Consider the following 25,556-nt stretch of genomic DNA (forward strand, 5'->3'; position numbering starts at 1 on the left):
CCGCACACATATCAAGAACCTTTTGGAGAATACGTGACTACGTCAACGAACGGCGCTTTCGACCGCAAGCCCTTCATCGCGGGCAACTGGAAAATGAACATGGACCACGTGCAGGGCATCACCCTTCTGCAGAAGCTGGCATGGACCCTCTCCGACGCCAAGCACGACTACAGCCGCGTTGAGGTGGCCGTCTTCCCGCCGTTCACCGACCTCCGCGGCGTGCAGACCCTGGTCCAGGGCGATGACCTGCAGATCGCCTACGGCGCCCAGGACCTCTCGCAGTTCGATTCCGGAGCCTATACGGGTGACATCTCGGGCCAGTTCCTGAGCAAGCTCGGCTGCAAGTACGTCCTGGTGGGCCACAGCGAACGCCGCACTATCCACAACGAATCCGACGACGTCGTCAACGCCAAGGTCAAGGCCGCGTTCAAGCACGGCATCATCCCCGTACTCTGCGTCGGCGAGGGCCTGGAGATCCGCCAGGCCGGAACCCATGTTGAAAACACGCTGCAGCAGCTCCGGGCCGGAGTGGCCGGGCTGACCAACGAACAGGCCGCCGAACTGGTGGTTGCCTATGAGCCGGTCTGGGCCATCGGCACGGGCGAGGTGGCCGGCCCGGAAGACGCGCAGGAGATGTGTGCCGCCATCCGGGCAGAACTCGAAAGCCTCTTTGGCGCCGACGTGGCCGCAAAGACCCGCCTGTTGTACGGCGGCTCCGTCAAGGCCAACAACGCTGCTGCCATCCTGCAGGAGCGCGACGTGGACGGCCTCCTGGTGGGCGGCGCCAGCCTTGACCCGGCGGAGTTTGCTAATATTGTCAGGTTCGAGAGCCACCTGGTCGCGGACTAGCCCGCAACCGGCACACACTCCCGCAATTCCAACTTCTGAAAGGCCGTCGTGGACGTTCTTCATGTCATTCTGCAGATCCTCCTGGGCATCACCAGCCTCCTTCTGACGCTGCTGATCCTCCTGCACAAGGGACGCGGCGGCGGCTTGTCCGATATGTTCGGCGGCGGCATGAGCTCAGGCCTCAGCTCTTCAGGCGTGGCAGAACGTAACCTCAACCGCTTCACCATCATCCTGGGTGTCACCTGGGGCTTGGTGATTATCGCACTCGGCCTGATCATGCGGTTCAGCGGCGGGGACTCCTGAGCTCTGCAACTGAATAGAGGCCTGCGGCACTCCCGCCGCCCGGCCCTGACATCTAAACTGTGGCTGTCGGTTACCGGCAGCCACAGTTTTGTTTTTAAGCTGCGGGTGCCGGCGTCCCCTTCGAAGCAGGAGTTCCCATGGTCCATCCAGCATCAGGCTTCCGCGGCACCCGGGCCGGGGTGACAGCAGGCTCAGGGTCCAGCCTTCAATCCAATGACACGTCCTCGCGCGCCTTGCCCCGGATCAGGGTGTCGTACTGGTGCGCCAAGGGCCACGAGACGCAGCCCGTGTTCCTGAAGATGCCGGAGGACCAGATTCCCCGCACGTGGGACTGCCGGCGATGTGGCGGCCCTGCTACCCGCGACGGGCACGTGGCGGCTCCGGACGATCTGTTTGACGACGGCTACAAGAGCCACCTGGAATACGTTAAAGAACGGCGCTCCGGCCAGGACGCCGAAGACGTCCTGGCCGGAGCGCTGGAAAAGCTACGCGCCCGCGGCGTCCTTTCGGACGAGCTGCTGCGGGACACGTGAGGCTGCGTTTTCGTCAATCAACCACAGGGTACGGGACGTACCGCGGGGGCCTGAGGCAGGCACCTGCACCGGGTTGGCCCCAGCCAAGGCAAGCCCCACTGCTCCGGCCTTGTCCTCGCCGGCCACCACCATCCACACCTCGGAAGCCGTGTTGATGGCGGGAAGGGTCAGGGAGATCCGCAGCGGCGGCGGCTTGGGGGAGTTCCGGACACCCACCACCGTGCGGCCCTTTTCCCGTATCCCGGCCTGCTCCGGGAAGAGCGATGCAATGTGGGCGTCGGGTCCAACACCGAGCAGTACCACGTCCAGCCGGGGGAGCGATGACGGTTCCTCTGGCCGGTCGTCGGACATGTCGGCCGCATGCTCGGCTGCTGCCGCTTCCCTCAGTTGCCGGGCGTAATCATCCGCGGCCTCCTCGGGAGTGCCGAAATCGTCAGACGAACCAGGGGAGTGGACACGTTCCGGGTCCACCGGAATATGCGAGAGCAACGCATCAAATGCCTGTTTCGTGTTGCGGTCCGGATCGGCGGAAGCAACAAAGCGTTCGTCACCCCACCAGAAGTTCACCTTGGACCAGTCGACGGCGGGTGCCGCAGGTGAGTCCGCAACGGCCTTCAGCGTGCCGATCCCCACGGTTCCCCCGGTGAGCACCACGGTGGCTTCGCCGTACTTGTCCTGCACATCGACAAGCTTCGTGATCAGGCGTGCAGCGATCGCAGCCATGAGGACGGACGAATCAGGATGGATGCTCACTCGTGGGTCAACGCTCACTGGGTCGGACGCTCCTTAGATTGGTACGTGGCAGTCCAATAGTAATCACTTCACCAAACACTTCATCCGGGTCCAGGCGGCGGAGTTCTTCGGCGAGGCAGTCGCGGAGGCTGCGGCGGGGGAGCGAGATCCGCTGTGCCGGCTGGCCCGGCTGGGTCAGTTCCGCCACGGACAGTCCCGGACGGAAGAGCTGGACGTCGCCGCCCGGGCGGGTGAGCCGGACGCGCCGGATCCCGGTTCCGGCCGGGTCCGCCACGATCGTCACCGGGGCGTCCAGGGTGAGGGTGAGCCAGGCCGCGAGCAGGATGGTGGAGGGTGAGTCCGAGGCACCCTCGACGGCAACGGCCGTCACCGGGGAGGAGTCCACTTCATCCAGGGCGGCGGCGAGTTGGATACGCCAGTTGGTGAGGCGGGTCCAGGCGAGATCGGTGTCGCCGGCCTTGTAGGTCCGGTGGATCCGTTCGAGCGCGGCCTGGGGATCGGGCTCGTTCGCGGAGTCGGTGATCCGGCGGTGGGCGATCGCTCCAATGGAGGTCTCGCACGCGTTCTCCGGGGCGCCATGCGGCCACCAGGCCACAATGGGTGCGTCGGGGAGCAGCAGCGCGGCGACCAGGGACTCACTTTCGTGGGCGAGCTGGCCGTAGCCGCGGAGCACGATAACCTCGGAGGCCCCGGCGTCCCCGCCCACCCGGATCTGGGCGTCCAGCCGGTCCGCTGCGTCCTTCCCGGCGTCGGCGAGCACGATGATCCGGCAGGGGTGTTCGCGGGAGGCGTCGTTGGCGGCCTCGATCGCTTCTTCCTCCAGCCCCGATTTCGTGACGACCACCAGGGTCAGGACCCGGCCCAGGGCGATCACCCCGCCCTGCTCGCGCAGGGCCATGAGTTTCTTGGAGACCTTGGACGTGGTGGTATCGGGCAGGTTAACGATCATGGCCTTCTCCAGGTTCGTCCGTCACGGGCCAGCAGCTCATCAGCGCTGGCGGGCCCCCAGGAACCGGGGGCGTAGGGTTCGGGCTGCTCGTCCAGCGACGCCCAGTACTCCTCGAACGGGTCAAGGATCTTCCAGGACAGCTCCACTTCCTCATGCCGCGGGAACAGCGGCGGCTCACCCAGCAACACATCCAGGATCAACCGCTCATAGGCTTCGGGACTGGATTCGGTGAAGGAGTGCCCGTAGCCGAAGTCCATGGTCACGTCCCGGACTTCCATCTGGGTGCCGGGGACCTTGGAGCCGAACCGGATGGTCACGCCCTCGTCGGGCTGGACCCTGATGACCACGGCGTTCTGCCCGAAATCGTCCTCCCCGTGGTCGCGGAAGAGCAGGTTGGGGGCGCGTTTGAACACCACGGCGATCTCCGTCACCCGCCGTCCCAGCCGTTTGCCGGCACGCAGGTAGAACGGCACGCCGGACCAGCGTCTGGTGTGGATGTCCACCCGTATTGCCGCGTAGGTTTCCGTGGTCGAGTCCGCCGGGATGCCTTCCTCCTCCAGGTAGCCCAGGACCTGCTCCCCGCCCTGCCACCCGCCGGTGAACTGCCCACGTGCCGAATGCGTGGACAAATCCTCGGGGAGTTTGACCGCGGCGAGGACCTTTTCCTTCTCCGCGCGCAGGTCATCGGCGTTGAACGAAATCGGCTCCTCCATCGCCGTGAGCGCCAGCAACTGCAGCAGATGGTTTTGGATCACGTCCCGGGCCGCACCGACCCCGTCGTAATACCCGGCCCGGCCGCCGGTGCCGATGTCCTCGGCCATAGTGATCTGGACATGGTCCACATAGTTCGCGTTCCACAACGGCTCGAACAACTGGTTCGCAAAGCGCAGCGCCAGAATGTTCTGCACCGTTTCCTTGCCCAGGTAATGGTCGATCCGGAACACCGCGTCCGGAGGGAACACCGACTCCACAATGTCGTTCAGCTGCCGGGCCGATTCCAGGTCATGCCCGAACGGCTTCTCGATCACCACCCGCCGCCACTTGTCTCCCTCGGCCTGCGCCAGGCCATGCTTGGACAGCTGCCGGCAGACCTGCTCGAACGCCTTGGGCGGGATCGAGAGGTAGAACGCGTGGTTCCCGCGGGTGCCGCGGACATCGTCGAGTTCCTTGATTGTCTCGCCGAGCCGCTCGAATGCCGCGTCGTCGTCGAACTCGCCTTGGACAAACCGGATGCCCTCCGAGAGCTGGTTCCACACCGCCTCATCAAACGGCGTCCGGGCGTGGGCCTGGACCGAGGCCTTCACCTCAGCGGCGAAATCCTCCTTGTCCCACTCCCGCCGGGCGAACCCCACCAGCGCGAAACTCGGCGGCAACAACCCACGATTAGCCAAGTCATACACCGCCGGCATCAGTTTCTTCCGGGCAAGATCCCCCGTCACCCCAAACAACACAAGCGACGATGGACCCGCAATCCGGTTCAAACGGCGGTCCCGCGGATCACGCAACGGATTACGCGGGCGGCCCGCGCCCTTCCGGCCGTATTCAGTTTCTGGCATGTTGCTTTTGCGCCTTAGCTTTCGGTTGCGGATGCGCGGGTGGACAGTGCAGCGACGATGTCCTGCAGCTGTGCCACGCCGGCGGCACGGTCAGTGAGGTGGAGGCGCAGCACGGGACGGCCGTGTTCGCCCAGTACCTGGGCGTCGCCTGCAGCCTGGGCGGCGATGAGCTCGCCGAAGGTGAACGGCCGGTCCGGGATCGCCAGATCCTCGGCGGGTGCTGCGGTGACCTGGAGAAACACGCCGATGGCCGGTCCACCCTTGTGGAACTGGCCGGTGGAGTGCAGGAAGCGCGGACCCCAGCCAAAGGTTACCGGGCGGCCCGTAGCCGCCGCCAGCTCGTCACGGATGCCCTCAAGCCCGGCGAACGCGAGCCGGTCGAAGTAGGCCTGGACGCTCAGGTAGCTGTCGGAGGCGAGCGTACCCAGCAGGGCCTTGACGGCACCTTCTGCTGTGGCGGCGTCGCCGAGCCAGTCGCCTCCGCGCACCTCAATGGCGCCGTCAACGAAGGCGGCCGGTGTGGGTTCCGGCTGGGCGTCCAGCAGTCCGCGCGCAGCCACCTTGGCGGCCTCGACGTCGGGCTGGTCGAAGGGGTTGATGCCCAGCAGGCGCCCGGCCACGGCGGTGGCGAACTCCCACACCATCATCTGGGTGGCCAGGCCACCGGCGATGGCCACCTGGTTTTCGCCGAGTTCGACGTCGGCGTCTGCGGCCACGAGCCGGACCACCAGGACATCGGGCGCGCCGGAGGTGACTTCCGGCGCCTGGGGACCCGCAACTACCGGAAGGATCCCGGTGCCCAGCTTGCCGGTCGATTCGGCAATAAGCTGTTCGGCCCAGTCGGCGAAGCCAACAATGCCGGAGCCGTCTTCGGCGATGATGATCTTGTTCCGCAGCGGGCTGGTTCCACCCAAGGCCGTGCCCAGGGCCAGCCCGATGTTCTCAGGGGCGTCATCGTTGAGGATTTCCGCAGCTTCCTCGGCTTCGTCCAGGAAGGCCTGGATGTCCACGCCGGCCAGGCCGGAGGGGACCAGGCCGAAGGCGGTCAGGGCGGAGTAGCGGCCGCCGACGTTGGGGTCGGCGTTGAAGACGGCCCGGTAGCCGGCCTCCCGGGAGGCCTTGTCCAACGGCGAGCCCGGGTCCGTGACAATGATGATCCGGCTCTTGGCGTCCACGCCCGCCTCGGTGAAGGCCTGTTCGAAGATGCGCCGCTGGGAATCGGTCTCCAGGGTGGATCCGGACTTGGACGAAACCACGATGGCGGTCTGGGCCAGCCGGTCCGCGAGGGCAGCCCTGACCTGGTCCGGGTCAGTGCTGTCCAGCACGGTCAGCTCGACGCCGGCGGTGCCTGCGATGACCTCGGGGGCCAGGGAGGATCCGCCCATGCCGCAAAGCACGATCCGGCTGACTCCTTCGGCGCGCAGGGCATCACGGAGTTCCAGAATGTCCTTGACCAAGGGCTGGGAGACTGTGGCTGCCTCCACCCATCCGAGGCGGATTGCCGACTCGGACTCCGCGTCGGGACCCCACAGCGTGTGGTCCTTGGCAAAAATCCGCGTGGCAATCCGGTCCTCCACGAGGGCGGGAAGGTGCTGTTCAAGCGCCTTCTGCGCCGCGCCGGTGGCGTCGTAGCTGAGAGTGCTCATGGGTGTTAGGAAGCCTTCCGTGCAGAGGCGAGGGCGCCTTCGACGTCGGCCAGCAGTTCTTTCCAGCTGGCCACGAACTTGTCCAGGCCTTCGGTTTCGAGCAGCGCGACGACCTCGTTGTAGGACACGCCAAGCTTTTCCAGGGCGTCGAGCGTGGCGTTGGCGTCATCGTAGGTGCCCCTGACGGTGTCGCCGGTGACCACGCCATGGTCGTACGTGGCGTCCAGGGTCTTCTCCGGCATGGTGTTCACGACGCCGGGCGCGACCAGTTCAGTGACGTACAGGGTGTCCGGGTACGCCGGGTCCTTGACGCCGGTGGAGGCCCACAGCGGGCGCTGGGGGAGTGCGCCGGCGTCGGCCAGCAGGGCCCAGCGCTCGGTGGCGAAGAGCTCCTCATAGACCTGGTAGGCCAGGCGGGCGTTTGCCAAACCGGCCTTGCCTTTCAGGGCCTTGGCTTCGTCGGTGCCGATCTTGTCGAGGCGCTTGTCGATTTCGGTGTCCACGCGGGAGACGAAGAATGAGGCAACGGAGTGGATCTTGGACAGGTCGTGGCCGTTTTCCTTGGCCTGCTCCAGTCCGGACTGGAAGGCGTTGATCACCGCGCGGTAGCGCTCCAGGGAGAAGATCAGGGTCACGTTGACGCTGATGCCTTCGGCCAGGGTTGCCGTGATGGCTTCGAGGCCCTCGATGGTTGCCGGGATCTTGATGTGGACGTTGTCCCTATTGACGCGCTGCGAGAGGTGCTTGGCCTCGGCGATGGTTCCCGCGGTGTCCCAGGCGAGGCGCGGGTCCACTTCGATGGAAACGCGCCCGTCCACGCCCTTGGTGGCGGCGGCAACGGGGGCGAACAGGTCGCAGGCGTCAGCGACGTCGGTGGTGGTGATCTCGAAGATCGTGTCCTCCACGCTGGCACCTTCTGCCGCCTTGCCGGCAATGATCTGGTCGTAATCAGTGCCGGCGGTGATGGCTGCGTGGAAGATCGACGGGTTGGTGGTCACACCAACCACGTTCTTTTCCTCGATGAGCTTGCGGAGGGTGCCGGTCTCCAGGCGTCCGCGGGAAAGGTCGTCGAGCCAGATGGAGACTCCGGCGTCGGAGAGCTGTTGGGTGGGAGTAGTCATTGCTGTATCTCCTGAAGTTTGGGTTTAGGCCTGGGTGGCGGCGAGGGAGTCCTTGGCGGCGGCGGCAACTGCTTCTGCCGTGATGCCGAACTCCTGGAAGAGCCGCTTGTAGTCGGCGGAAGCGCCGTAGTGCTCAAGGCTGACGGAACGGCCGGCGTCGCCAACGAATTCGCGCCAGCCCAGGGCCAGTCCTGCTTCAACCGAAACGCGTGCCTTGACGGCGGCGGGCAGGACGGATTCGCGGTAGGTGGCGTCCTGCTTCTTGAACCATTCAACGCACGGCATGGACACGACGCGGGCTGCGATGCCTTCGGCCTGCAGTGCTTCGCGTGCCTGGACTGCGAGCTGGACCTCGGAACCGGTGGCGATCAGGATGACGTCGGCCGGAACGGTGGCGCCGTCCTTGGATGCTTCGGCCAGGACGTAGCCGCCCTTTGCCACACCCGCGGTGGATGCGAAGGTGTCGCCGTCGGCGTCGCCCTCGCCGCGTTCCCAGGTAGGAATGTTCTGGCGGGTCAGGACGATGCCTGCGGGGTTGGCGTGGTTTTCCAGCATCGTCTTCCATGCCGCTGCCACTTCGTTGGCGTCGCCGGGGCGGACGACGTCCAGGCCCACGATGGCGCGCAGCGAGGCGAGCTGCTCAACCGGCTGGTGCGTGGGACCGTCCTCGCCCAGCCCGATGGAGTCGTGGGTCCAGACGTAAAGGGACGGCACACCCATCAGGGCGCCGAGGCGGATGGCAGGGCGCTGATAATCAGAGAAGATCAGGAAGGTGCCGGAGAACGCGCGGGTGTTGCCGGCCAGGGTGATGCCGTTCACGATCGAGGCGGCAGCATGCTCGCGGATGCCGAAGTGCAGGACGCGGCCGTAGGGGTTGCCGGACCATGCATCGGTCTGCTTGGAGGCGGGCACGAAGGACGGCGAGTCCTCGATGGTGGTGTTGTTGGACTCCGCGAGGTCGGCCGAACCGCCCCACAGTTCGGGCAGGACCGGGCCGAGTGCATTCAGGACCTTGCCCGATGCCGCGCGGGTGGAGACGTCCTTGCCGGCCGGGAAGACCGGGAGGGCTGCGTCGACGCCCTGGGGCAGCTCCTGCGCCTCGAGGCGCTGCAGGAGTGCGGCACCTTCGGGGTTGGCTTCCTGCCACGCGGTGAAGGACTCTTCCCATTCCTTGCGCTCTGCGGCGCCGCGTTCCACCACCTGGCGGGCGTGGTCCAGGACCTCCTGGTCCACCTCGAAGGACTTGGCGGGGTCGAAGCCGAGGACTTCCTTCAGCGCTGCAACCTCGTCGCCGCCCAGGGCCGAGCCGTGGATCTTTCCGGTGTTCTGCTTCTTGGGGGCCGGGTAGCCAATAATGGTGCGCAGCGAGATGATGGACGGCTTGGAGGTCTCGGCCTTGGCGGCCAGCAGGGCGCTGTAGAGCTCCTGGACGTCTTCCTTGTATTCGCCGGTGCGGGTCCAGTCCACGCGCTGGGTGTGCCAGCCGTAGGCTTCGTAACGCTTCAGGACGTCCTCGGTGAAGGCGATGTCGGTGTTGTCTTCGATGGAGATGTGGTTCTCGTCGTAGATGACCACAAGGTTGCCCAGTTCCTGGTGCCCGGCCAGCGACGAGGCTTCGGCGGTAACGCCTTCCTGGAGGTCGCCGTCGGAGGCGATGACCCAGATGGTGTGGTCGAACGGCGACTGGCCGGCCGGAGCGTCGGCGTCAAACAGGCCACGCTGGCGGCGCTGGGAGTACGCAAAGCCAACCGATGATGCCAGGCCCTGGCCCAGCGGGCCGGTGGTGATCTCCACGCCGGCGGTGTGCTTGTACTCCGGGTGGCCGGGGGTCAGCGAGCCCCAGGTGCGCAGCGCTTCGAGGTCCTTCAGTTCCAGCCCGTAGCCGGAGAGGAACAGCTGGATGTAAAGGGTCAGCGATGTGTGGCCGGGGGACAGGACGAACCGGTCACGGCCCAGCCACTGCGGATCGCGCGGATCGTGGCGCATCAGCTTCTGGAAGAGGAGGTAGGCAGCCGGTGCCAGGCTCATGGCGGTTCCCGGGTGTCCATTGCCCACCTTCTCCACGGCGTCGGCAGCCAGGACGCGGATGGTGTCCACCGCCTTCTGGTCCAAGCTGGTCCATGACAGTTCTTGCTCTTCCAAATGTGGCACGAAAACCGGGCCCCTCTCTGTGCTGGCGGCGGCGGTACACCGGATCCGATTGAGGGCGCGTGTGTGGCGCCCGCTGCGGTGTGTACCAGCCGTCCACCATCGAAACGTTGATCCTTGCATTCAGTCACGGACAGCAGCGGGAATGCGTTTTCCACCGCTTTCTTGCTGCGTGCTGATCTGGTGACAGCTTAGCTCTTATCCATACTCCGGGCGGGCCAAATCTCACGTTTTGGACGCAATTTCCCCTTTTGTGAATCACCATCACGACGTCGTGAGTTAATCTGCTCGAATGGGCCCGCGAGCGATCAAATGCGCATATGGCAGGGCCGGGACAGCGCCCCGGGCGCGGTATGATATTCGGAGGCCAACGCCGGGTGTGCATATCCAACGCCGTCCGGGGTTTCCCGACTGTTGCACGCACCTGATGCATTTCCTTCCTTAGTGCCGTGCCCGGGCCCGGGCCGCAAGACCGGAGCTGCACTGCCAGCCTCAAACTGCCACACAGAACGGGTGACTGCCACCGTGAGCACAACAGATACGCCGCTGAAAGCATCCCGGGCCTCCGGCGCCGGGTTTGCCCGTAAGGCCAAGGCGTATCTCGCCCTCACCAAGCCGAGGGTCATCGAGCTGCTCCTGGTGAGTACTCTGCCCACCATGATCTATGCGGAGCGCGGCTTCCCGTCCATCGGGCTGATCCTTGCCACCCTGGTGGGTGGAGCCTTCGCCGCCGGCAGTGCCGGAGCTTTCAACTGCTACATCGACCGTGACATCGACAAGCTGATGCACCGTACGGAAAACAGGCCCCTGGTCACCGGTGAAGTCACCCCGCGCGAGGCACTGGTGTTCTCCTGGCTGCTTGGCGCGGCCGCAATCGCCATCCTCTGGTTCGGCGCCAATCCGCTGTCAGCCTGGCTGGGCTTGGGAGCCATCTTCTTCTACGTGGTCATCTACACCATGATCCTTAAGCGGCGCACCGCGCAGAACATTGTGTGGGGCGGCGCAGCGGGCTGCTTCCCGGTGCTCATTGCGTGGGCTGCCGTGACCAATTCCGTGGAGTGGCCGGCCGTTATCCTGTTCATGGTGATCTTCCTGTGGACACCGCCGCACTACTGGCCCCTGTCCATGCGCTACGGCGAGGACTACCGGAATGCCAACGTCCCCATGCTTGGCGCCATCGCCGGCGCCAAGGTGGTGTCTGTCCAGGTGGTCCTGTATGCCTGGGCCATGGTGGCCTGCTCGCTGTTGATGATTCCGGCAGGCGGCGCCGGCTGGGTCTACACCCTTACCGCCATCCTTGCAGGTGCCTGGTTCCTCTATGAGTCCCACGCCCTGTACGGCCGTGCCCAGCGTGAGGACATCCCTGACAAGCGCGCCATGAAGGTGTTCCATGGCTCCATCAGCTACCTGACGCTGCTGTTCATCGCCCTGGCGGTGGACCCCTTCATTGGGCATGCCATCATCGGCTAGCCCTGCCATCCCAGCCCGGACTGGACCAGCGGCTTCACACTTCGTGTGGGGCCGCTGCTCTGTTTAACCGGACCCGCCCCCCAGTCGGGCTGATGGTTCATCGCGTGCCGCCGCTCGTCCTGCCCGGCCCTGCGCGAAGCCATAGAGCCCTAATTCCGTTGCCTCGGCGAACGATTTGACATTTTTGTCATATCTATCACTTTCGCTGTCATTGAGGATGACCTGCTGCTTACGGTGGAGCTGCCCCTTCCCCTGACGCAAAGGAAATTCCATGGATGCCCGTCCCTCCACCGTTCCCGCTCCCAGCCACAGCCCGCCGGGTGGCAAGGGAGGCGGCCGCCGCTTCACGTTCGCCGGCCGCCTGTTCACTGCGCACCTAAGCAAAGACCTGCCGGCATCCCTGGTGGTGTTCCTTGTGGCCCTCCCGCTCTCCCTGGGCATTGCAGCAGCATCGGGGGCGCCCATCATGGCCGGCCTCATCGCCGCCGCCGTTGGCGGAGTCGTGGCCGGAAGCCTTGGCGGTTCTCCGCTGCAGGTGAGCGGACCTGCGGCCGGCCTGACCGTCGTCGTGGCCGGCCTGGTTCAGGAATTCGGCTGGCAGGTGACCTGCGCCATCACGGCAGCGGCCGGCGTCGTGCAGCTCCTCCTGGGGATCAGCCGGGTGGGGCGCGCGGCCCTTGCCGTCTCGCCCGTGGTGGTCAAAGCCATGCTGGCGGGCATCGGCGTCACCATCATCCTGCAGCAGCTGCACGTGCTGCTCGGATCCGAGCCCGCCGGATCTGCATTCGAAAACCTCACGGCCTTGCCTGCGGCCATCACCAACCTGGAACTGCATGCCGCCCTGCTGGGTCTGGCCGTCGTGGCCATCCTCCTGTGCTGGAAGTTCCTGCCGGCCGCTGTCCGGCGTGTGCCCGGCCCCCTTGCCGCGGTCACTGCAGGCACCGCACTGGCCGTGGCCTTTGCCCCAGGTGTTGAGCGCATTTCCCTGGGCGGCTCCATCTTTGACGCCATCGCACTGCCGCGACTGCCTGACGGGAACTGGCGCGCCTTCGCCTTCGCAGTGCTCACCATGGCCCTGATCGCGAGCATCGAATCCCTCCTGTCCGCCGTGGCCGTAGACAAGATGCAGACCGGCCCCCGGACCAATCTCAACCGGGAGCTCATTGGCCAGGGCGCCGCGAACATCGTTTCGGGCTCACTCGGCGGGTTGCCCGTGACGGGCGTCATAGTCCGCAGCGCCACCAACGTGGAGGCCGGCGCCGCCACCCGCATGTCCGCAATCCTGCACGGCGTGTGGGTCCTCGCGTTTTCGGCCCTCTTTGCCGGACTGATCCAGTTGATCCCGCTGGCGGTCCTGGCCGGTTTGCTGGTGGTGATCGGCGCGCGGCTGATCAAGCTGGCGGACATCCGCACCAGCCATCGGACCGGGGACCTGGCCATCTATGCGGTGACCCTGGTGTGCGTGGTGTTCCTGAACCTGCTCGAAGGGGTGATGATCGGCCTGGTCCTCGCCGCTGCCCATGTCCTCTGGCGCGTCCTGCGCACCCCCATCCGCGCGCACCGCCCCGCGGCACCGTCGTCGCCCTGGCGTGTGACCATCGCCGGCTCGTGCAGCTTCTTCGCGCTGCCGAAGCTGAGCGGAGTCCTCCAGTCTGTTCCCGCCGGCGCCGACGTGGTGGTGGAGCTGAACGCCGACTATGTGGACCACTCGTTCCGTGAGGCCCTGCTCGCCTGGCAGCTCCAGCACCAGGCCACGGGCGCCACGGTGATCCTTGAAGAGCATGGCAACACCGTGTTTCAGGACGCTGCGCGCCAGGCTCCCCGGCGCGAGGACGCCACCGAACTGCCCCTTCCGCCCCGCAAGGTGCCGCTGCTGGTGGGTATCAATAAATACCACCGCCGGTTCGCCCACCAGGTGCGCCCACTTGTCCATGACCTGACGGATGCGCAGAATCCGGACAGCCTGTTCGTGGCCTGTGTGGATTCCCGCGTCAATCCAAACCTGATCACCAGCAGCGGCCCGGGGGACCTGCTCACCCTGCGCAACATTGGCAACGTGGTATGCAGGGACGCGGGCCAGGAGGCTTCGATCGACGCCACCCTTTCCTTTGCCGTCAACGGCCTTGGCGTACAGTCCCTGGTCATTTGCGGCCATTCCAACTGCGGCGCCATGAAGGCGGTGCTCGCAGAGGCTGACGGTGCTGACAACAGCTCCCTCGGCACGGCATTCGCAGGCTGGCTGGACCACGCCCGCCCCAGCTACGCGGAACTCCTGGCCGGACATCCGGTGGGCAGGCAGGCCGCGCAAGACGGCTACAGTACCGTGGACCAGCTGGCGATGGTCAACGTGGCTGTACAGCTGGCCAAGTTGCAGGAGCATCCGGTGGCCGGGCCGGCGCTGGCGGCCGGAAAGGTGCAGGCCGTAGGACTCTTCTACGACATTGCCACGGCGAAGGTCCTGCGCATCACGGCCGACGGCATCGAGGACCTGGACGGATCCTTCGACGCCGGGGTGCAGGGTCGGGCCCTGGCCGACCGGTAGCTCAGGCTGCAGCCGTTAAACGGCAGGCGCCCCGGCCCAAACGGTCCGGGGCGCCTGCCATCTGTCGCGGGGGGCAGCGTATTGCAGCGGTTTACCTTACGGAACTGCGCGTCTCCACCGCGCTGGAGTGGGCGATGTCGCAGGCGTTGGTGGACGCGGCCATCAGCAGCGCCGCGCCAAGCATGTGGGCGGCAACCAGCAGCGCCGGGATGCCGTTGTAGTACTGCGTGAAGCCGATGATGGCCTGGAGGATGGTGACGCCCAGGAGCATCAGCACGGCGGTGCGGAACGGGCCGGTGATGCGGCGCCTGAAGACCAGTACCAGGGCCACCACGGTACCGGCGGTGACCAGATAGGCGGGAACCGCGTGGATGTGGGAGAACAGGTCCCAGTCCAGGTTGTTGCGGGGGGCATCGGCGTCGCCGGCGTGCGGACCGGCGCCGGTGACCACCACGCCGAGCATCACGGCGACGGCGGAGAAAAGGGCGACGGCGGCCGTCACCGGACGCAGCACGGCAGGCAGTGCGGGGGGCCGGGCAGCAAGGAAGCGGCCGGTGCGGCCGAACGCGCGGTTCACCAGCAGGGTGGCGAACACCACGAGGGCCATCGACACGAGGAAGTGCAGGCCCACCACCCACGGGTTGAGGTTGGTAAGGACTGTGATGCCGCCAATCACCGCTTGCGCCGGAATGCTGGCGAGCAGTCCGAGGGCCAGCAGGAAAAGGTCCTTGCGTTCCTTCCGCAGGTTCCACAGGTACACCAGCATGAGGGCGGCCACGGCAGCCAGCGCGAAGGTCAGGAGCCGGTTCCCGAACTCGATGAAGCCGTGGATGCCCATTTCCGGGGTGTTCACAATCGAGTCGGAGGTGCAGCGAGGCCACGTGGGGCAGCCCAGGCCTGATGCGGTCAACCGGACGGCGCCGCCGGTGACCACCAAAAGCGTCTGGCCGATCAGGGACGCTACGGCGAGCCGGCGGATGCGGACGTCCACGGTGCGTGGGAGCCGCGAGGCCAGGCGGCCGGCGAGCTGGGGAAGGCGTGAAGCCGTGGACACGATTATCTCAATTCCACTTGAACCAACGGATGGCTGCAGCCCCGGCAATAACCGTCCAGAGCAGCAGGATAAGGGCGGCGCCGCCGTTCACGGCCCCGCCCAGGAAGGCGGCGCGCATCGATTCACCCAAGGCGCCGGAAGGCAGGAAGTGCACAACCGCTTGCGCGGCCGCAGGCAGCCTTTCGGCCGGGATCACAATCCCGCCCATGGCTCCCAAAAGGATCCACAAAAGGTTGGTGATGGCCAGCGTGGCTTCCGGCCGGACCGTCCCGGCCACCAGCAGCCCCAGCGCCGTGAACGCCGCCGCGCCCAGCGCAAGCAGGGCCAGCCCCGGGAACCAGCCCGCCGCCGTCGGCTGCCAGCCGAGGGCCAAGGCGACAAGGCCCACCACCACCACCTGGATGCACAAAACGGCCAGGACTGAAAGGACCTTGCCGGCAATCAGGCCGCCCCGCCCCAGCGGAGTGGTGGACAGGAAGCGGAGCACGCCGTAGCGGCGGTCGAAACCGGTGGCGATGCCCTGCCCGGTGAAGGCGGTGGACATGGCGCACAGGGCCAGGATCCCCGGGACGGCCACGTTGATGCGGCTGGAGCCCATGCCGTCCAGGAAGGGGGTCACCGTCAGGCCGACCAGTGCCAGCAGCGGGAGCACGATTGCCAGGATCAGCTGTTCGCCGTTCCGCAGCATGGTCAGTGCCTCGTATTTGCCCTGGAGCAGGACGCGGCGCGCCAGGGACGCCGGCTGCTGCGTCTCCTGCAATGCTGCCCCGCTCATCGGATGTCCTTTCCTGAAATGTCCAAAAAGACGTCTTCAAGGCTACGCGCCTCAAGGCTCAGTGATGCCGGCATGATGCCCTTCGCTTCCCACCACTGCGCCAGCGCGGACAGGTGGCGCGGCGTGAGCGCGCCGGTCACGGTGTAGCTGCCGGCACGGGCTTCGGAAAATTCCACGTCGTCCGGCAGCACTGCGGCCAGGTCCAGTCCGGCCGGGGCTTCAAACGCGAGCGTCCGGACGTGGTCTGCGCCGTGTTCGGTGACCGGGCTGCGCTGCAACAGTTCCTGGACAGTTCCTTCGGCCACGTTGCGGCCGCCGTCGATTATGTAGACATAGTCCGCCAGGCGCTGGGCGTCATCCATGAGGTGGGTGGTCAGGATGATGCCCATGCCGCCATCACGCAGCTCCGCGATCAGGTCGAACACGAGTTGGCGGGACTGCGGGTCCAGGCCGGCGCTTGGCTCGTCAAGGAACAGTACTTCCGGCCTGCCGATGAGGGCGGCGGCAAGCGCCAGCCGCTGCTTCTGGCCTCCGGACAGCCTGCGGACGCTGGTGCGGCTGAAGGTATCGATGCCAAGGCGGCCCACCAGGTCCTCGAGCGGCCAGGGGCGGGCGTAGAGCCCGGCGATGTGCCGCAAAAGCGGCAGGGGCCTGGCCGACGGCGGGAGGCCGCCGTCCTGGAGCATCACACCTACGCGGGAGCGCAGCCCGGCGCCGGCCGTCGCGGGGTCCTCGCCCAGCAGCGAAATGCTGCCGCCGGTACGTTTCTGCAGGCCCTGAGCGCATTCGAGGGTTGTTGTCTTCCCGGCACCGTTGGCGCCGAGCAGGGCAGTTACCTGGCCGCGTTCGGCAACGAGGGAAACACCGCTGACTACCCGAAGCATCTTGCCGTCCATACTGGACAAGGGGCCAACGTCCTTGATGAGCCCATGAATGGACAGGACGGGGGACTGGGGGGATCGCACCACAGTATTCTACGGGATGTAGTATTTAGCGCTGTCCCGGCCAACCCGGCGCGGCTGTTGAGTCTGGGTGCGGGAATCGCGGCCTGGTCATAATCGGTTCAGGCCCCAAGGTCAGCCTGCCCTTACTGGAGCCCGGGACTAAATTACGACATGATTGTGTTGTGTATTCCATGACCAACACCACCGCTGTGCCCGTGGCCGGGCCCGGTCGTGCCGCATCCAGCCCCGTGGCTGATGCCGACGAGCGCACCCGGGACCGGGTCCTCGCTGCCGTCCTGGAACACGGACCGGTCAGCGCCGCCGAACTGGGAGACATGCTGGGCTTCACCCCAGCGGCAGTCCGGCGCCATCTTGACCACCTCTCGCGTGCCGGCGTCATCGAAGTCAAGCGGGTTGCCAAGCCCGGTGCGGGTGCCGGCCGCCCGGCCCGCCGCTACGTCCTCAGTTCCCAGGGCCAGTCAAGCCTTGGCAATGACTACCTGGACATTGCCGCACTGGCGCTTCAGGAGCTGCAGAAGGTTGCCGGCCCGGATGCGGTGCGGGCCTTCGCCGAGGAGCGGTTCGCGGACATGGAGCGCCGGTACGCACCCGAAATCGAACAGGCCGGGCCGGATATCCGCGACCGTGCCATCGCACTTTCAGCCGCACTGAGCCGGGACAACTTCGTCGCTTCCGCCGCAACCATCGAAGCGAAGGCACCGCTTCCGGCGGCGCTGTCCAGCGTGCAGCTCTGCCAGGGCCATTGCCCCATCCAGCAGCTGGCAGCCCGGTTCCCGGTGTTCTGCGACGTCGAGACCGAAGTCTTCTCAAGGCTGGTGGGAGTGGACGTACGCCGGCTCTCCACCCTGGCGCGGGGCGGCCACGTCTGCACCACCCACATACCTACAGGCAGGCTGTCTGCCAAACCGGCGCCCGCGCCGGCGGCAGCCCCCGCCGGCCTGGACGAAGTAATCAACCATCAGCAAGAAAGGCCGTGATGACGGACCAACTATCAGAGAAAGCAGTAGCCGAAAACACTGTGATCTCGGAGATTCTGGAAAAGAATCCCGAGCTCCACGGCATCGGCAACTACGAGTACGGCTGGGCCGACAAGAACGACGTCGGCGCCAATGCACGGCGTGGTCTCGATGAAGAGGTAGTCCGGGACATTTCGGCCAAGAAGAGCGAACCGGAATGGATGCTCGACCTCCGCCTTAAGGGCCTGAAGTACTTCGACCGCAAGCCCATGCCCACCTGGGGTGCAGACCTCTCCGGCATCGATTTCGACAACATCAAGTACTTTGTCCGCTCCACCGAGAAGCAGGCAGCCACCTGGGAAGACCTCCCGGAAGACATCCGCAACACCTACGAGAAGCTGGGCATTCCGGAAGCCGAGCGCAGCCGCCTCGTCTCCGGCGTTGCCGCCCAGTACGAGTCCGAGGTGGTGTACCACCAGATCCGTGAGGACCTCGAGGCCCAGGGCGTCATCTTCCTGGACACCGACACCGCACTGAAGGAACACCCGGAGATCTTCCAGGAGTACTTCGGCACCGTGATCCCCGTGGGCGACAACAAGTTCGCGTCGCTGAACACCGCAGTGTGGTCCGGCGGCTCCTTCGTATACGTGCCCAAGGGCGTCCACGTGGACATCCCGCTGCAGGCCTACTTCCGCATCAACACGGAAAACATGGGCCAGTTCGAGCGCACGCTGATCATCGCCGACGAGGACTCCTACGTCCACTACATCGAAGGCTGCACCGCGCCGATCTACACCTCGGACTCGCTGCACTCCGCCGTCGTGGAGATCATCGTGAAGAAGGGCGCCCGCGTCCGCTACACCACCATCCAGAACTGGTCCAACAACGTGTACAACCTGGTGACCAAGCGCGCTGTCTGCGAAGCCGGCGCCACCATGGAATGGGTGGACGGCAACATCGGCTCCAAGGTCACCATGAAGTACCCGGCCGTCTACCTGGTGGGTGAGCACGCCAAGGGCGAGACCCTGTCCATCGCGTTTGCCGGCGAAGGCCAGCACCAGGACACCGGCTCCAAGATGGTGCACATCGCGCCGAACACCAAGAGCTCCATCATCTCAAAGTCCGTTGCCCGGGGCGGCGGCCGTGCCGCCTACCGCGGCCTGGTCCAGGTCCGCGAAGGCGCCAAGCACTCGGCCAACACCGTGCGCTGCGACGCCCTCCTGGTGGACACTATCTCCCGCTCGGACACCTACCCGTACATCGACATCCGCGAGGACGATGTCCAGTTGGGACACGAGGCCACCGTTTCCCGCGTCAGCGAGGAGCAGCTCTTCTACCTCATGTCCCGCGGCATGCCCGAGGACGAGGCCATGGCCATGATCGTGCGCGGCTTCATCGAGCCGATCGCCCGCGAGCTGCCCATGGAATACGCCCTTGAGCTCAACCGCCTCATCGAACTCCAGATGGAAGGATCCGTCGGTTAATGACTGCCGAAGCAACTACCGAAAAGGCGCGCATCGGCGCACCGTCGATCTCCGGTTTCACCGAGGAAGGCGAACACTTGGTCGCCTCCAAGGTTGACCGCCACCACAGCCACGGCACGCAGGTCATGGCCTCCCGCGCCGAGCGGCTCACCAGCCACGACGTGGCCGACTTCGCCCTGCCCAACGGCCGGGAAGAGGAATGGCGCTTCACCCCGGTGCGTGAACTGGCCAACCTGCTGTCCGACGCCCCGTCGGAAGACGGCGTCCTGGACGTTTCCGTCGAAGCGCCCGCCGCCGTCGTGCAGCGGATCCTCGGCGCGGGCGAGGCCCCCCGTGGTGCCACCCTGGTCCCCGCCGACCGTGCCGCCGTCGTCGCTTCCGCAAACGCCCGCGGCGCGCAGCTGATCTCCATCCCGGCCAACGCCGAGCTGGACGCTCCCGTGCGCGTTGTACTGACCGGCAACGGCGCGGGCCGCCGCAGCAACTCCCACGTGGTGATCGAGGCCGGGGCCAACAGCCGCGGCGTAGTGATCCTGGAGCACGGCGGCATCGCCGACCACAACGGCAACGTCGAGGTCCTGGTCCGCGAGGGCGCCCAGCTGACGGTGGTTTCCGTGCAGCTGTGGGAAGACGACGCCAAGCACCTGGCCCAGCACGACGCCGAGGTTGCCAAGGACGCCGTGTACAAGCACATCGCCGTAACGCTCGGCGGCAAGATCGTCCGCCTGAACTCCAACGTCCGGTTCGCCGGTGAAGGCGCCGAGGCCGAGCTTCTGGGCCTCTACTTCGCCGACGCGGGACAGCACCTGGAGCACCGCTCCTTCGTGGACCACAACCTGGCCAACTGCAAGTCCAACGTCCTGTACAAGGGCGCGCTGCAGGGCAAGGGCGCACACACGGTCTGGGTGGGCGACGTGCTGATCCAGAAGCAGGCTGAAGGCACCGACTCCTACGAGAAGAACCAGAACCTGGTCCTCACCGACGGCTGCCGCGCGGACTCCGTGCCCAACCTGGAGATCGAGACCGGCCTGATCGAGGGTGCCGGCCATGCCAGCGCCACCGGCCGGTTCGACGACGAGCACCTGTTCTACCTGATGGCCCGCGGCATCCCCGAGGATGTTGCCCGCCGCCTGGTGGTTCGCGGCTTCCTCAACGAGGTCATCCAGCAGATCAAGGTCCCGGCCCTCGAAGAGCGCCTGACCGAGGCTGTTGAGCGCGAACTCGCGGCAACCGAGAACTAGGAACGGGCAGGAACGGATGAGCGGCACACCCAAGGGCGAACTGGTCTGCAGCGCCAATGACATCCAGGTCAAGCAGGCACTGCGGATCCTGATCGACGGCTACCCCGTTGCTGTGGTGCGGGACTCGATGGGCGAGATCCACGCCATCGGCGACACCTGCTCGCACGCGGACATTTCCCTGTCCGAGGGCGACGTGGAAGGCTGCGCCATCGAGTGCTGGGGCCACGGCTCCCAGTTCGACCTGCGCAGCGGCCAGCCGCTGCAGCTCCCCGCCTACGATCCTGTCCCCGTGTTCGCCGTCGAACTCGACGGAGACGACGTCTACGTGGACGTCACCAACGTTTTGAACGGCGCAGCAGTAAACAACTACTGAGCGCCCGCAGCACCAGACTTACGAGCGAAAAAGAAAGAAGAGCATGTCAACTCTTGAGATCAAGGACCTGCACGTCAGCATTGAGACGGAACAGGGCACCAAGGAGATCCTGAAGGGCGTCAGCCTGACCATCAGGACCGGCGAAACCCATGCCATCATGGGCCCCAACGGCTCCGGCAAGTCCACCCTGGCCTCCACCATCGCGGGCCACCCCCGCTACACCGTGACCAGCGGCAGCATCACCCTGGACGGCGAAGACGTGCTGGCCATGAGCGTTGACGAGCGCGCCCGCGCCGGTGTCTTCCTGGCCATGCAGTACCCGGTGGAGGTTCCCGGCGTCACCATGACCAACTTCCTCCGCACCGCCAAGACCGCCATTGATGGCGAAGCACCCAAGCTGCGGACCTGGACCAAGGACGTCAAGGACGCCATGGAAAAGCTGCGCATCGACGCCGACTTCGCCCAGCGCAACGTCAACGAAGGCTTCTCCGGTGGCGAAAAGAAGCGCGTCGAGATCCTCCAGCTGGAACTCTTCAAGCCCAAGTTCGCCGTCCTGGACGAGACCGACTCCGGCTTGGACGTGGATGCGCTGAAGATCGTCTCCGAAGGCGTCAACCGCGCGCACGCCGAGGGCAACATGGGCACGCTGCTCATCACTCACTACACCCGCATCCTGCGCTACATCAAGCCTGAATTCGTGCACGTGTTCGTGGACGGACAGGTTGTCGAGGAAGGCGGCCCCGAACTGGCCGACCGCCTCGAAGAAGAAGGCTACGACCGCTACGCCAAGGGCGCCGGCGCAGCCACCATCGCGGCTGAGGCCGCAGTACAGGCCTAGTAAGGACTCATTGCCATGACCGAAATCACGCCGGGCCGCACGGCCCTGGAGGACGTCGAAGAGGCGCTCAAGGACGTCATCGACCCTGAGCTTGGCGTCAACGTTGTGGACCTGGGCCTGCTGTACGGCCTGAAGTACTCCGACGACGACGGTGCGCTCCTGATCGACATGACGCTCACCACCGCCGCCTGCCCGCTCACCGATGTGCTCGAGGAGCAGGTCGGCCAGGCACTGGACGGCGTCGTGGACGACTGGCGCCTGAACTGGGTATGGATGCCGCCATGGGGTCCGGAGCGGATCACCGACGACGGCAAGGACCAGATGCGGGCCCTCGGCTTCAACATCTAAATAAGTACGATGACGGCGGGTCACCTTTCGCAGGAAAGGTGGCCCGCCGTCGTCGTTGGCTTATCGATTGCTGCGTATCTGTCGTTTTCAGCGATCTAAACGACAAGTGCGGAGCAATCGATGGGGTGAACCTGGGGTTAGAGGGTGGCGGCGGAGAACGTGTCGCACTGCTTGATGTCGCCGGACTGGTAGCCCCGGGTGAACCAGCGCTGGCGTTCCTCGCTGGAGCCGTGGGTCCAGCCTTCGGGGGAGACACGGCCGGTGGCTGCCTTCTGGATCCGGTCATCGCCCACGGATGCGGCCGCCGACAAGGCGTCATTCACATCCTGCGGGGTGAGGGGTTCCAGGTAGGGCTGGCCGGTGGCGGGGTCCTTGGTGGTGGAAGCGTACTTGGCCCAGAGTCCGGCATAGCAATCGGCCTGCAGCTCGGTTCGGACGGACCCGGACTCCGGTCCCTGCGGATCCTGCTGCGCGCGTTTCAGGTCACCCAGCAGGTTCTGGACGTGGTGGCCGAATTCGTGCGCCACCACATACTCCTGGGCGAGGGGGCCGCCGGAGGAACCGAACCGGTCGACGAGTTCCTGGAAGAATCCGGGATCGAAGTAGGCGGTGGTGTCCGTCGGGCAGTAGAAGGGACCCACGTCGGAAGTTGCGGGCCCGCAGCCGGTGTTGGTGCTGCCGTTGAAGATCACTGCCTCCGGCCGCGGGTACTGCACCTTGTACTGCTGGAGGTAGCCCGGCCAGAACGCGTTGAGGCTGTTCACGGTGCCGGTGATCCGGCAGTCAAGCCGGGCGTCCGCATCTGCTCCGGTTTTGCAGGCCGGAGCCGTGCCTTGGGACTGTCCGGCGGTGCCGCCGTCGGTCAGGCCGCCAAGCATGTTGGGGTTGATGCCCAGCAGGAGCGCAACCAGCAGGACCAGGCCGCCGCCGATTCCGCCGCCGACCTTCACACCGGTACCCATGCCCCTTCGGTCCTGGACCTGGCTGGGATCAAGCTGCGCATTGTCATTGAAACTCATATCGTCACAATACCCGCGGCCCGGCGGCTCAATCCGCGGCGGCCGGTAAAGTTGGTCCGTGCCCTTCCTGAACAAGATCCAGCGCTGGGCTGAGCACCGCCCGCACGACACCGCCGTCGTGGTTGGCGGGCGGCGGCTTGAATGGGCAGGGCTGCGCGATGCTGCTGCCGGTTTGGTGGCGGAGACTAGGTCAGTGACCACGCTCTGCGAAGCCAATTCCGTGGACTTTGCGGTGAAGTTTGCTGCAGCCGTGGCCGGCAGGCGGCAGTGCGCCGTCCTGGATCCTGACTGGCCGGCACCGCTGCAGGAGGACATTGTCCGGCACGTTGAGGCGCACAGCGTTGCGGCGCCGGTGTCCCCGGACGACGGTCTCGCTGATGGTCCGCCGGAGTCCACGTTCCTGGTCGGCCTCACATCCGGGACAACGTCCGTGCCCAAGGCCTTTACCCGTTCCCGGCAGTCCTGGCAGCAGTCTTTCGATGCCTCGATTGAGTTCTTCGGCCTTCGCCAGGATGACGTCACCCTTGCCCCGGGGCCGCTGGCGGCCAGCCTCAATCTCTACGCGCTGGCCGAGTGCCTCTACGCCGGTTCCGAGTTCCAGACGCTGGAGACGTTCGACGTCGGCGACGTCCACGGTGCCATCACGCACGACCGCGTCACCCGGCTTGTCCTGGTGCCCACCATGCTGAGGATGCTCAGCGAGCGCGGCCTGACGGGATGCGTGGACGCTTCGGGGATCCGCACCATCATTTGCGCCGGTTCGAAGCTGGACGCCCGCACGCTGGAGGCCGCCCGGCGCTGGGCCCCGAATGCCACCATCTACGAGTACTACGGCGCCTCCGAGCTGAGCTTTGTCTCCGGTCTCAGACTGGCACCCGGCCAGGCTGCAGCCCCCGGCGGAACCGGAATCGGGCGGCCCTTCCCCGGCGTCGAGGTCCGGGTCCTGGCGGACGACGGGACTCAGGTCCCGGGCGGCGGATACGGCAACATCTGCGTCCGCAGCGGCATGGTGAGCAACGGCTACCTGTGGGGCGACGACGGCCAGGCCCTGCGGTCCTTCGGCAGCTGGTACACGGTGGGGGACCAGGGCTATCTCGAGGACGGGGAACTGCACATCCTGGGCCGCCGCGCCGACATGATCCTCACCGCCGGGCGGAACGTGTACCCCCACGAGGTGGAACTGGCACTGGCCGCGGTTCCCGGTGTGTCCGCAGCCCTCGCCGCCGGGATGCCGGACGACCTGCGCGGCCAGCGGGTGGTGGCGGGCGTGGTTCCGTCCCACGGCGGGATCACCGCCACCCAGCTGCGGGCCGGGCTGGAGGACCTCCTGTCCCGGCACAAGCGTCCCCTTCAGTACTACCTCCTGCCCGAGCTGCCCACGACGGACCGGGGCAAGGTCAGCCGGAGCCTGTTGCTGGAGTGGATCAACTCCCGGGACCCCAGGGCGCGGCCCCTTGCCGGCTGACCTGCTGCCGCCGGAGCGCCAGCCGGTCATCATCGCAGCCCGCCGGACGCCGGTGTGCCCCGTCAACGGTGCGCTGCGGAGCCTGCGCGCCCACGAACTGCTGGCGCCGGTGCTCCGGGCGCTGGTTGCCGAGCTCGCCGTGGATCCCGCCACCGTCTCCGATGTCGTCATCGGCAACGCAGTAGGCGGCGGCGGCAACGTGGCCCGGCTGGCCCTGCTCGAGGCCGGACTCCCGGTCAGTGTCCCCGGGATCACCGTCGACCGGCAGTGCGGTTCCGGGCTCGACGCCATTGTCCTCGCCGGCCGGCTGGTTGCAGCAGGCGGCAGCCCGCTTTACCTGGCCGGGGGAGTGGAGAGCACCAGCACCGCACCACTACTGGCCCACAGGACGGACGACGGCGGCGCGGACTTCTATCAGCGGGCCCAGTTCGTGCCGGCAAGCTTTGGCGATCCGGACATGGGCGTCGCGGCGGAGATTGTGGCGCAGGAATTCGGCATTGGCCGGGAGCGGCAGGACGCCTTCGCGCTGGCAAGCCACCGGAAAGCCCTTGCGGCAATCCAGGACGGCCGCTTTGCCGGCGAAATCGTCCCGCTGGCCACAGACACGGGCACGGTCTCATGTGACGGCGGGCCACGCCGCGGCCTCACCCCGGCCGTCATGCGACGGTTCCCGCCCGCCTTCGTGCCCGGAGGAACTGTCACCGCCGGGAACTCCTGCTTCGACGCTGACGGCGCCTCCGCCGTCGTTATGACGTCCCTGGAGCATGCCCGCCAACTGGGGGCACGCGACGCGCTGTTGGTGCGCGGAACCGCAACCGCCGGCGTCGAGCCCCGGGTGCTGGGGATCGGTGCTGCGCAGGCGGCCGGTGGGCTGCTCGCGGAGGCCGGTGTGACCGCAGAACACGTGGACCTGGTGGAGTTCAATGAGGCCTTCGCGTCCCAGACCCTCGCGTGCCTGGACCAGCTGGGAATCGACGCCGACCGGGCCAACCTCGATGGCGGGGCGCTGGCGCTGGGGCACGCCTATGGTGCCTCGGGGGCGGTGCTGGTGACCCGGCTGCTCGCCCAGGCGCGGAGGGCAGGAACACCGGGAGCCCTGGGACTGGCGATGATCAGCATGGCGGGCGGAATGGGGACGGCCGCACTGCTGGAGTACCGGCGCCTCTAG

The 25,556-nt window shown here is 66.4% G+C and carries 23 protein-coding genes; 13 read left to right on the plus strand and 10 right to left on the minus strand.

Annotated features, from left to right (window positions below; all coding sequences use genetic code 11):
* The first annotated feature begins 33 nt into the window (after positions 1–33).
* The 3 genes from tpiA (at position 34) to LFT49_RS10035 (ending at position 1,685) form a co-directional block, all read left to right on the plus strand.
* Positions 34–849: a triose-phosphate isomerase gene (gene tpiA / locus LFT49_RS10025; RefSeq protein WP_236821940.1), complete on the plus strand. Its 816-nt coding sequence runs from the start codon at positions 34–36 to the stop codon at positions 847–849.
* Between the two features lie 48 nt (positions 850–897).
* Positions 898–1,152, plus strand: a complete 255-nt coding sequence (secG, locus tag LFT49_RS10030) for a preprotein translocase subunit SecG (RefSeq protein ID WP_236802620.1) — start codon at positions 898–900, stop codon at positions 1,150–1,152.
* Positions 1,153–1,289: 137 nt separating this feature from the next.
* Positions 1,290–1,685, plus strand: coding sequence for an RNA polymerase-binding protein RbpA (locus LFT49_RS10035; RefSeq protein WP_236821941.1), 396 nt, complete (start codon positions 1,290–1,292; stop codon positions 1,683–1,685).
* On the opposite strand, the gene pgl is transcribed toward LFT49_RS10035, so the two are convergent.
* From pgl to tkt, 6 genes are read right to left on the minus strand one after another with little or no spacing between them, the layout of a single operon-like run.
* Positions 1,638–2,408 carry a 6-phosphogluconolactonase gene (gene pgl / locus LFT49_RS10040; RefSeq protein WP_236802854.1) on the minus strand — a complete coding sequence of 257 codons (771 nt, stop codon included), beginning with the start codon at positions 2,406–2,408 and terminating at the stop codon, positions 1,638–1,640. The genes LFT49_RS10035 and pgl overlap by 48 nt on opposite strands.
* A gap of 37 nt (positions 2,409–2,445) precedes the next feature.
* Positions 2,446–3,387, minus strand: coding sequence for a glucose-6-phosphate dehydrogenase assembly protein OpcA (locus tag LFT49_RS10045; RefSeq protein ID WP_236802624.1), 942 nt, complete (start codon positions 3,385–3,387; stop codon positions 2,446–2,448).
* A complete protein-coding gene (gene zwf / locus LFT49_RS10050; RefSeq protein ID WP_236802626.1) occupies positions 3,384–4,943 on the minus strand; it encodes a glucose-6-phosphate dehydrogenase in 1,560 nt (519 codons plus the stop codon). The genes LFT49_RS10045 and zwf overlap by 4 nt, the downstream gene beginning before the upstream one ends.
* A 14-nt stretch (positions 4,944–4,957) precedes the next feature.
* A complete protein-coding gene (locus LFT49_RS10055; protein ID WP_237430404.1) occupies positions 4,958–6,589 on the minus strand; it encodes a glucose-6-phosphate isomerase in 1,632 nt (543 codons plus the stop codon).
* Between the two features lie 5 nt (positions 6,590–6,594).
* Complete coding sequence (gene tal, locus LFT49_RS10060; protein ID WP_236802630.1) at positions 6,595–7,710, minus strand: transaldolase; 1,116 nt, start codon at positions 7,708–7,710, stop codon at positions 6,595–6,597.
* A gap of 24 nt (positions 7,711–7,734) precedes the next feature.
* Complete coding sequence (gene tkt, locus LFT49_RS10065) at positions 7,735–9,852, minus strand: transketolase (RefSeq protein ID WP_237430502.1); 2,118 nt, start codon at positions 9,850–9,852, stop codon at positions 7,735–7,737.
* Positions 9,853–10,371: 519 nt separating this feature from the next.
* Between tkt and LFT49_RS10070 the strand changes: the two genes are divergently transcribed.
* On the plus strand, positions 10,372–11,328 hold the full coding sequence (locus LFT49_RS10070) for a heme o synthase (RefSeq protein ID WP_236821943.1): 957 nt from the start codon (positions 10,372–10,374) through the stop codon (positions 11,326–11,328).
* Positions 11,329–11,599: 271 nt separating this feature from the next.
* Positions 11,600–13,870 (plus strand): SulP family inorganic anion transporter, encoded by a 2,271-nt coding sequence (locus tag LFT49_RS10075; protein WP_237430405.1) that lies wholly within the window; start codon positions 11,600–11,602, stop codon positions 13,868–13,870.
* Between the two features lie 91 nt (positions 13,871–13,961).
* On the opposite strand, the gene LFT49_RS10080 is transcribed toward LFT49_RS10075, so the two are convergent.
* From LFT49_RS10080 to LFT49_RS10090, 3 genes are read right to left on the minus strand one after another with little or no spacing between them, the layout of a single operon-like run.
* Positions 13,962–14,924 carry a COX15/CtaA family protein gene (locus tag LFT49_RS10080; RefSeq protein WP_237430406.1) on the minus strand — a complete coding sequence of 321 codons (963 nt, stop codon included), beginning with the start codon at positions 14,922–14,924 and terminating at the stop codon, positions 13,962–13,964.
* Between the two features lie 7 nt (positions 14,925–14,931).
* A complete protein-coding gene (locus tag LFT49_RS10085) occupies positions 14,932–15,699 on the minus strand; it encodes an ABC transporter permease (protein ID WP_237430407.1) in 768 nt (255 codons plus the stop codon).
* Positions 15,696–16,664: an ABC transporter ATP-binding protein gene (locus LFT49_RS10090; RefSeq protein WP_236821944.1), complete on the minus strand. Its 969-nt coding sequence runs from the start codon at positions 16,662–16,664 to the stop codon at positions 15,696–15,698. The genes LFT49_RS10085 and LFT49_RS10090 overlap by 4 nt, the downstream gene beginning before the upstream one ends.
* Positions 16,665–16,834: 170 nt before the next feature.
* On the opposite strand from LFT49_RS10090, the gene LFT49_RS10095 reads away from it, so the two are divergent.
* Genes LFT49_RS10095 through LFT49_RS10120 form a run of 6 tightly spaced genes read left to right on the plus strand, consistent with a single transcriptional unit; the run spans position 16,835 to position 21,904 of the window.
* Positions 16,835–17,641, plus strand: coding sequence for a helix-turn-helix transcriptional regulator (locus tag LFT49_RS10095; RefSeq protein ID WP_236802641.1), 807 nt, complete (start codon positions 16,835–16,837; stop codon positions 17,639–17,641).
* Positions 17,641–19,104, plus strand: coding sequence for a Fe-S cluster assembly protein SufB (gene sufB, locus LFT49_RS10100; protein WP_043454764.1), 1,464 nt, complete (start codon positions 17,641–17,643; stop codon positions 19,102–19,104). Before LFT49_RS10095 ends, sufB begins: the two co-directional genes overlap by 1 nt.
* Entirely contained in the window at positions 19,104–20,345 is a 1,242-nt protein-coding gene (gene sufD / locus LFT49_RS10105) for a Fe-S cluster assembly protein SufD (protein WP_237430408.1), read from the plus strand. Before sufB ends, sufD begins: the two co-directional genes overlap by 1 nt.
* 16 nt (positions 20,346–20,361) lie before the next feature.
* The gene (locus tag LFT49_RS10110; RefSeq protein ID WP_142133896.1) at positions 20,362–20,718 is read left to right on the plus strand and encodes a non-heme iron oxygenase ferredoxin subunit; all 357 of its coding nucleotides are present in this window, start codon (positions 20,362–20,364) and stop codon (positions 20,716–20,718) included.
* A gap of 43 nt (positions 20,719–20,761) precedes the next feature.
* A complete protein-coding gene (sufC, locus tag LFT49_RS10115) occupies positions 20,762–21,556 on the plus strand; it encodes a Fe-S cluster assembly ATPase SufC (RefSeq protein WP_236802645.1) in 795 nt (264 codons plus the stop codon).
* Between the two features lie 15 nt (positions 21,557–21,571).
* Positions 21,572–21,904, plus strand: coding sequence for a metal-sulfur cluster assembly factor (locus tag LFT49_RS10120; protein WP_058267279.1), 333 nt, complete (start codon positions 21,572–21,574; stop codon positions 21,902–21,904).
* Positions 21,905–22,041: 137 nt separating this feature from the next.
* Here the strand turns inward: LFT49_RS10120 and ypfJ are convergent, their stop codons facing one another.
* Positions 22,042–22,923, minus strand: a complete 882-nt coding sequence (gene ypfJ, locus LFT49_RS10125) for a KPN_02809 family neutral zinc metallopeptidase (protein ID WP_237430409.1) — start codon at positions 22,921–22,923, stop codon at positions 22,042–22,044.
* 58 nt (positions 22,924–22,981) lie between these two features.
* Here ypfJ and LFT49_RS10130 point away from each other — a divergent pair, with 58 nt between their 5' ends.
* Both LFT49_RS10130 and LFT49_RS10135 read left to right on the plus strand, forming a co-directional pair.
* The gene (locus LFT49_RS10130) at positions 22,982–24,388 is read left to right on the plus strand and encodes a class I adenylate-forming enzyme family protein (protein ID WP_237430410.1); all 1,407 of its coding nucleotides are present in this window, start codon (positions 22,982–22,984) and stop codon (positions 24,386–24,388) included.
* Complete coding sequence (locus LFT49_RS10135; RefSeq protein WP_237430411.1) at positions 24,378–25,556, plus strand: thiolase family protein; 1,179 nt, start codon at positions 24,378–24,380, stop codon at positions 25,554–25,556. Before LFT49_RS10130 ends, LFT49_RS10135 begins: the two co-directional genes overlap by 11 nt.

The sequence above is a fragment of the Arthrobacter sp. FW306-06-A genome (genome assembly GCF_021870055.1).
Lineage (GTDB): Bacteria > Actinomycetota > Actinomycetes > Actinomycetales > Micrococcaceae > Arthrobacter.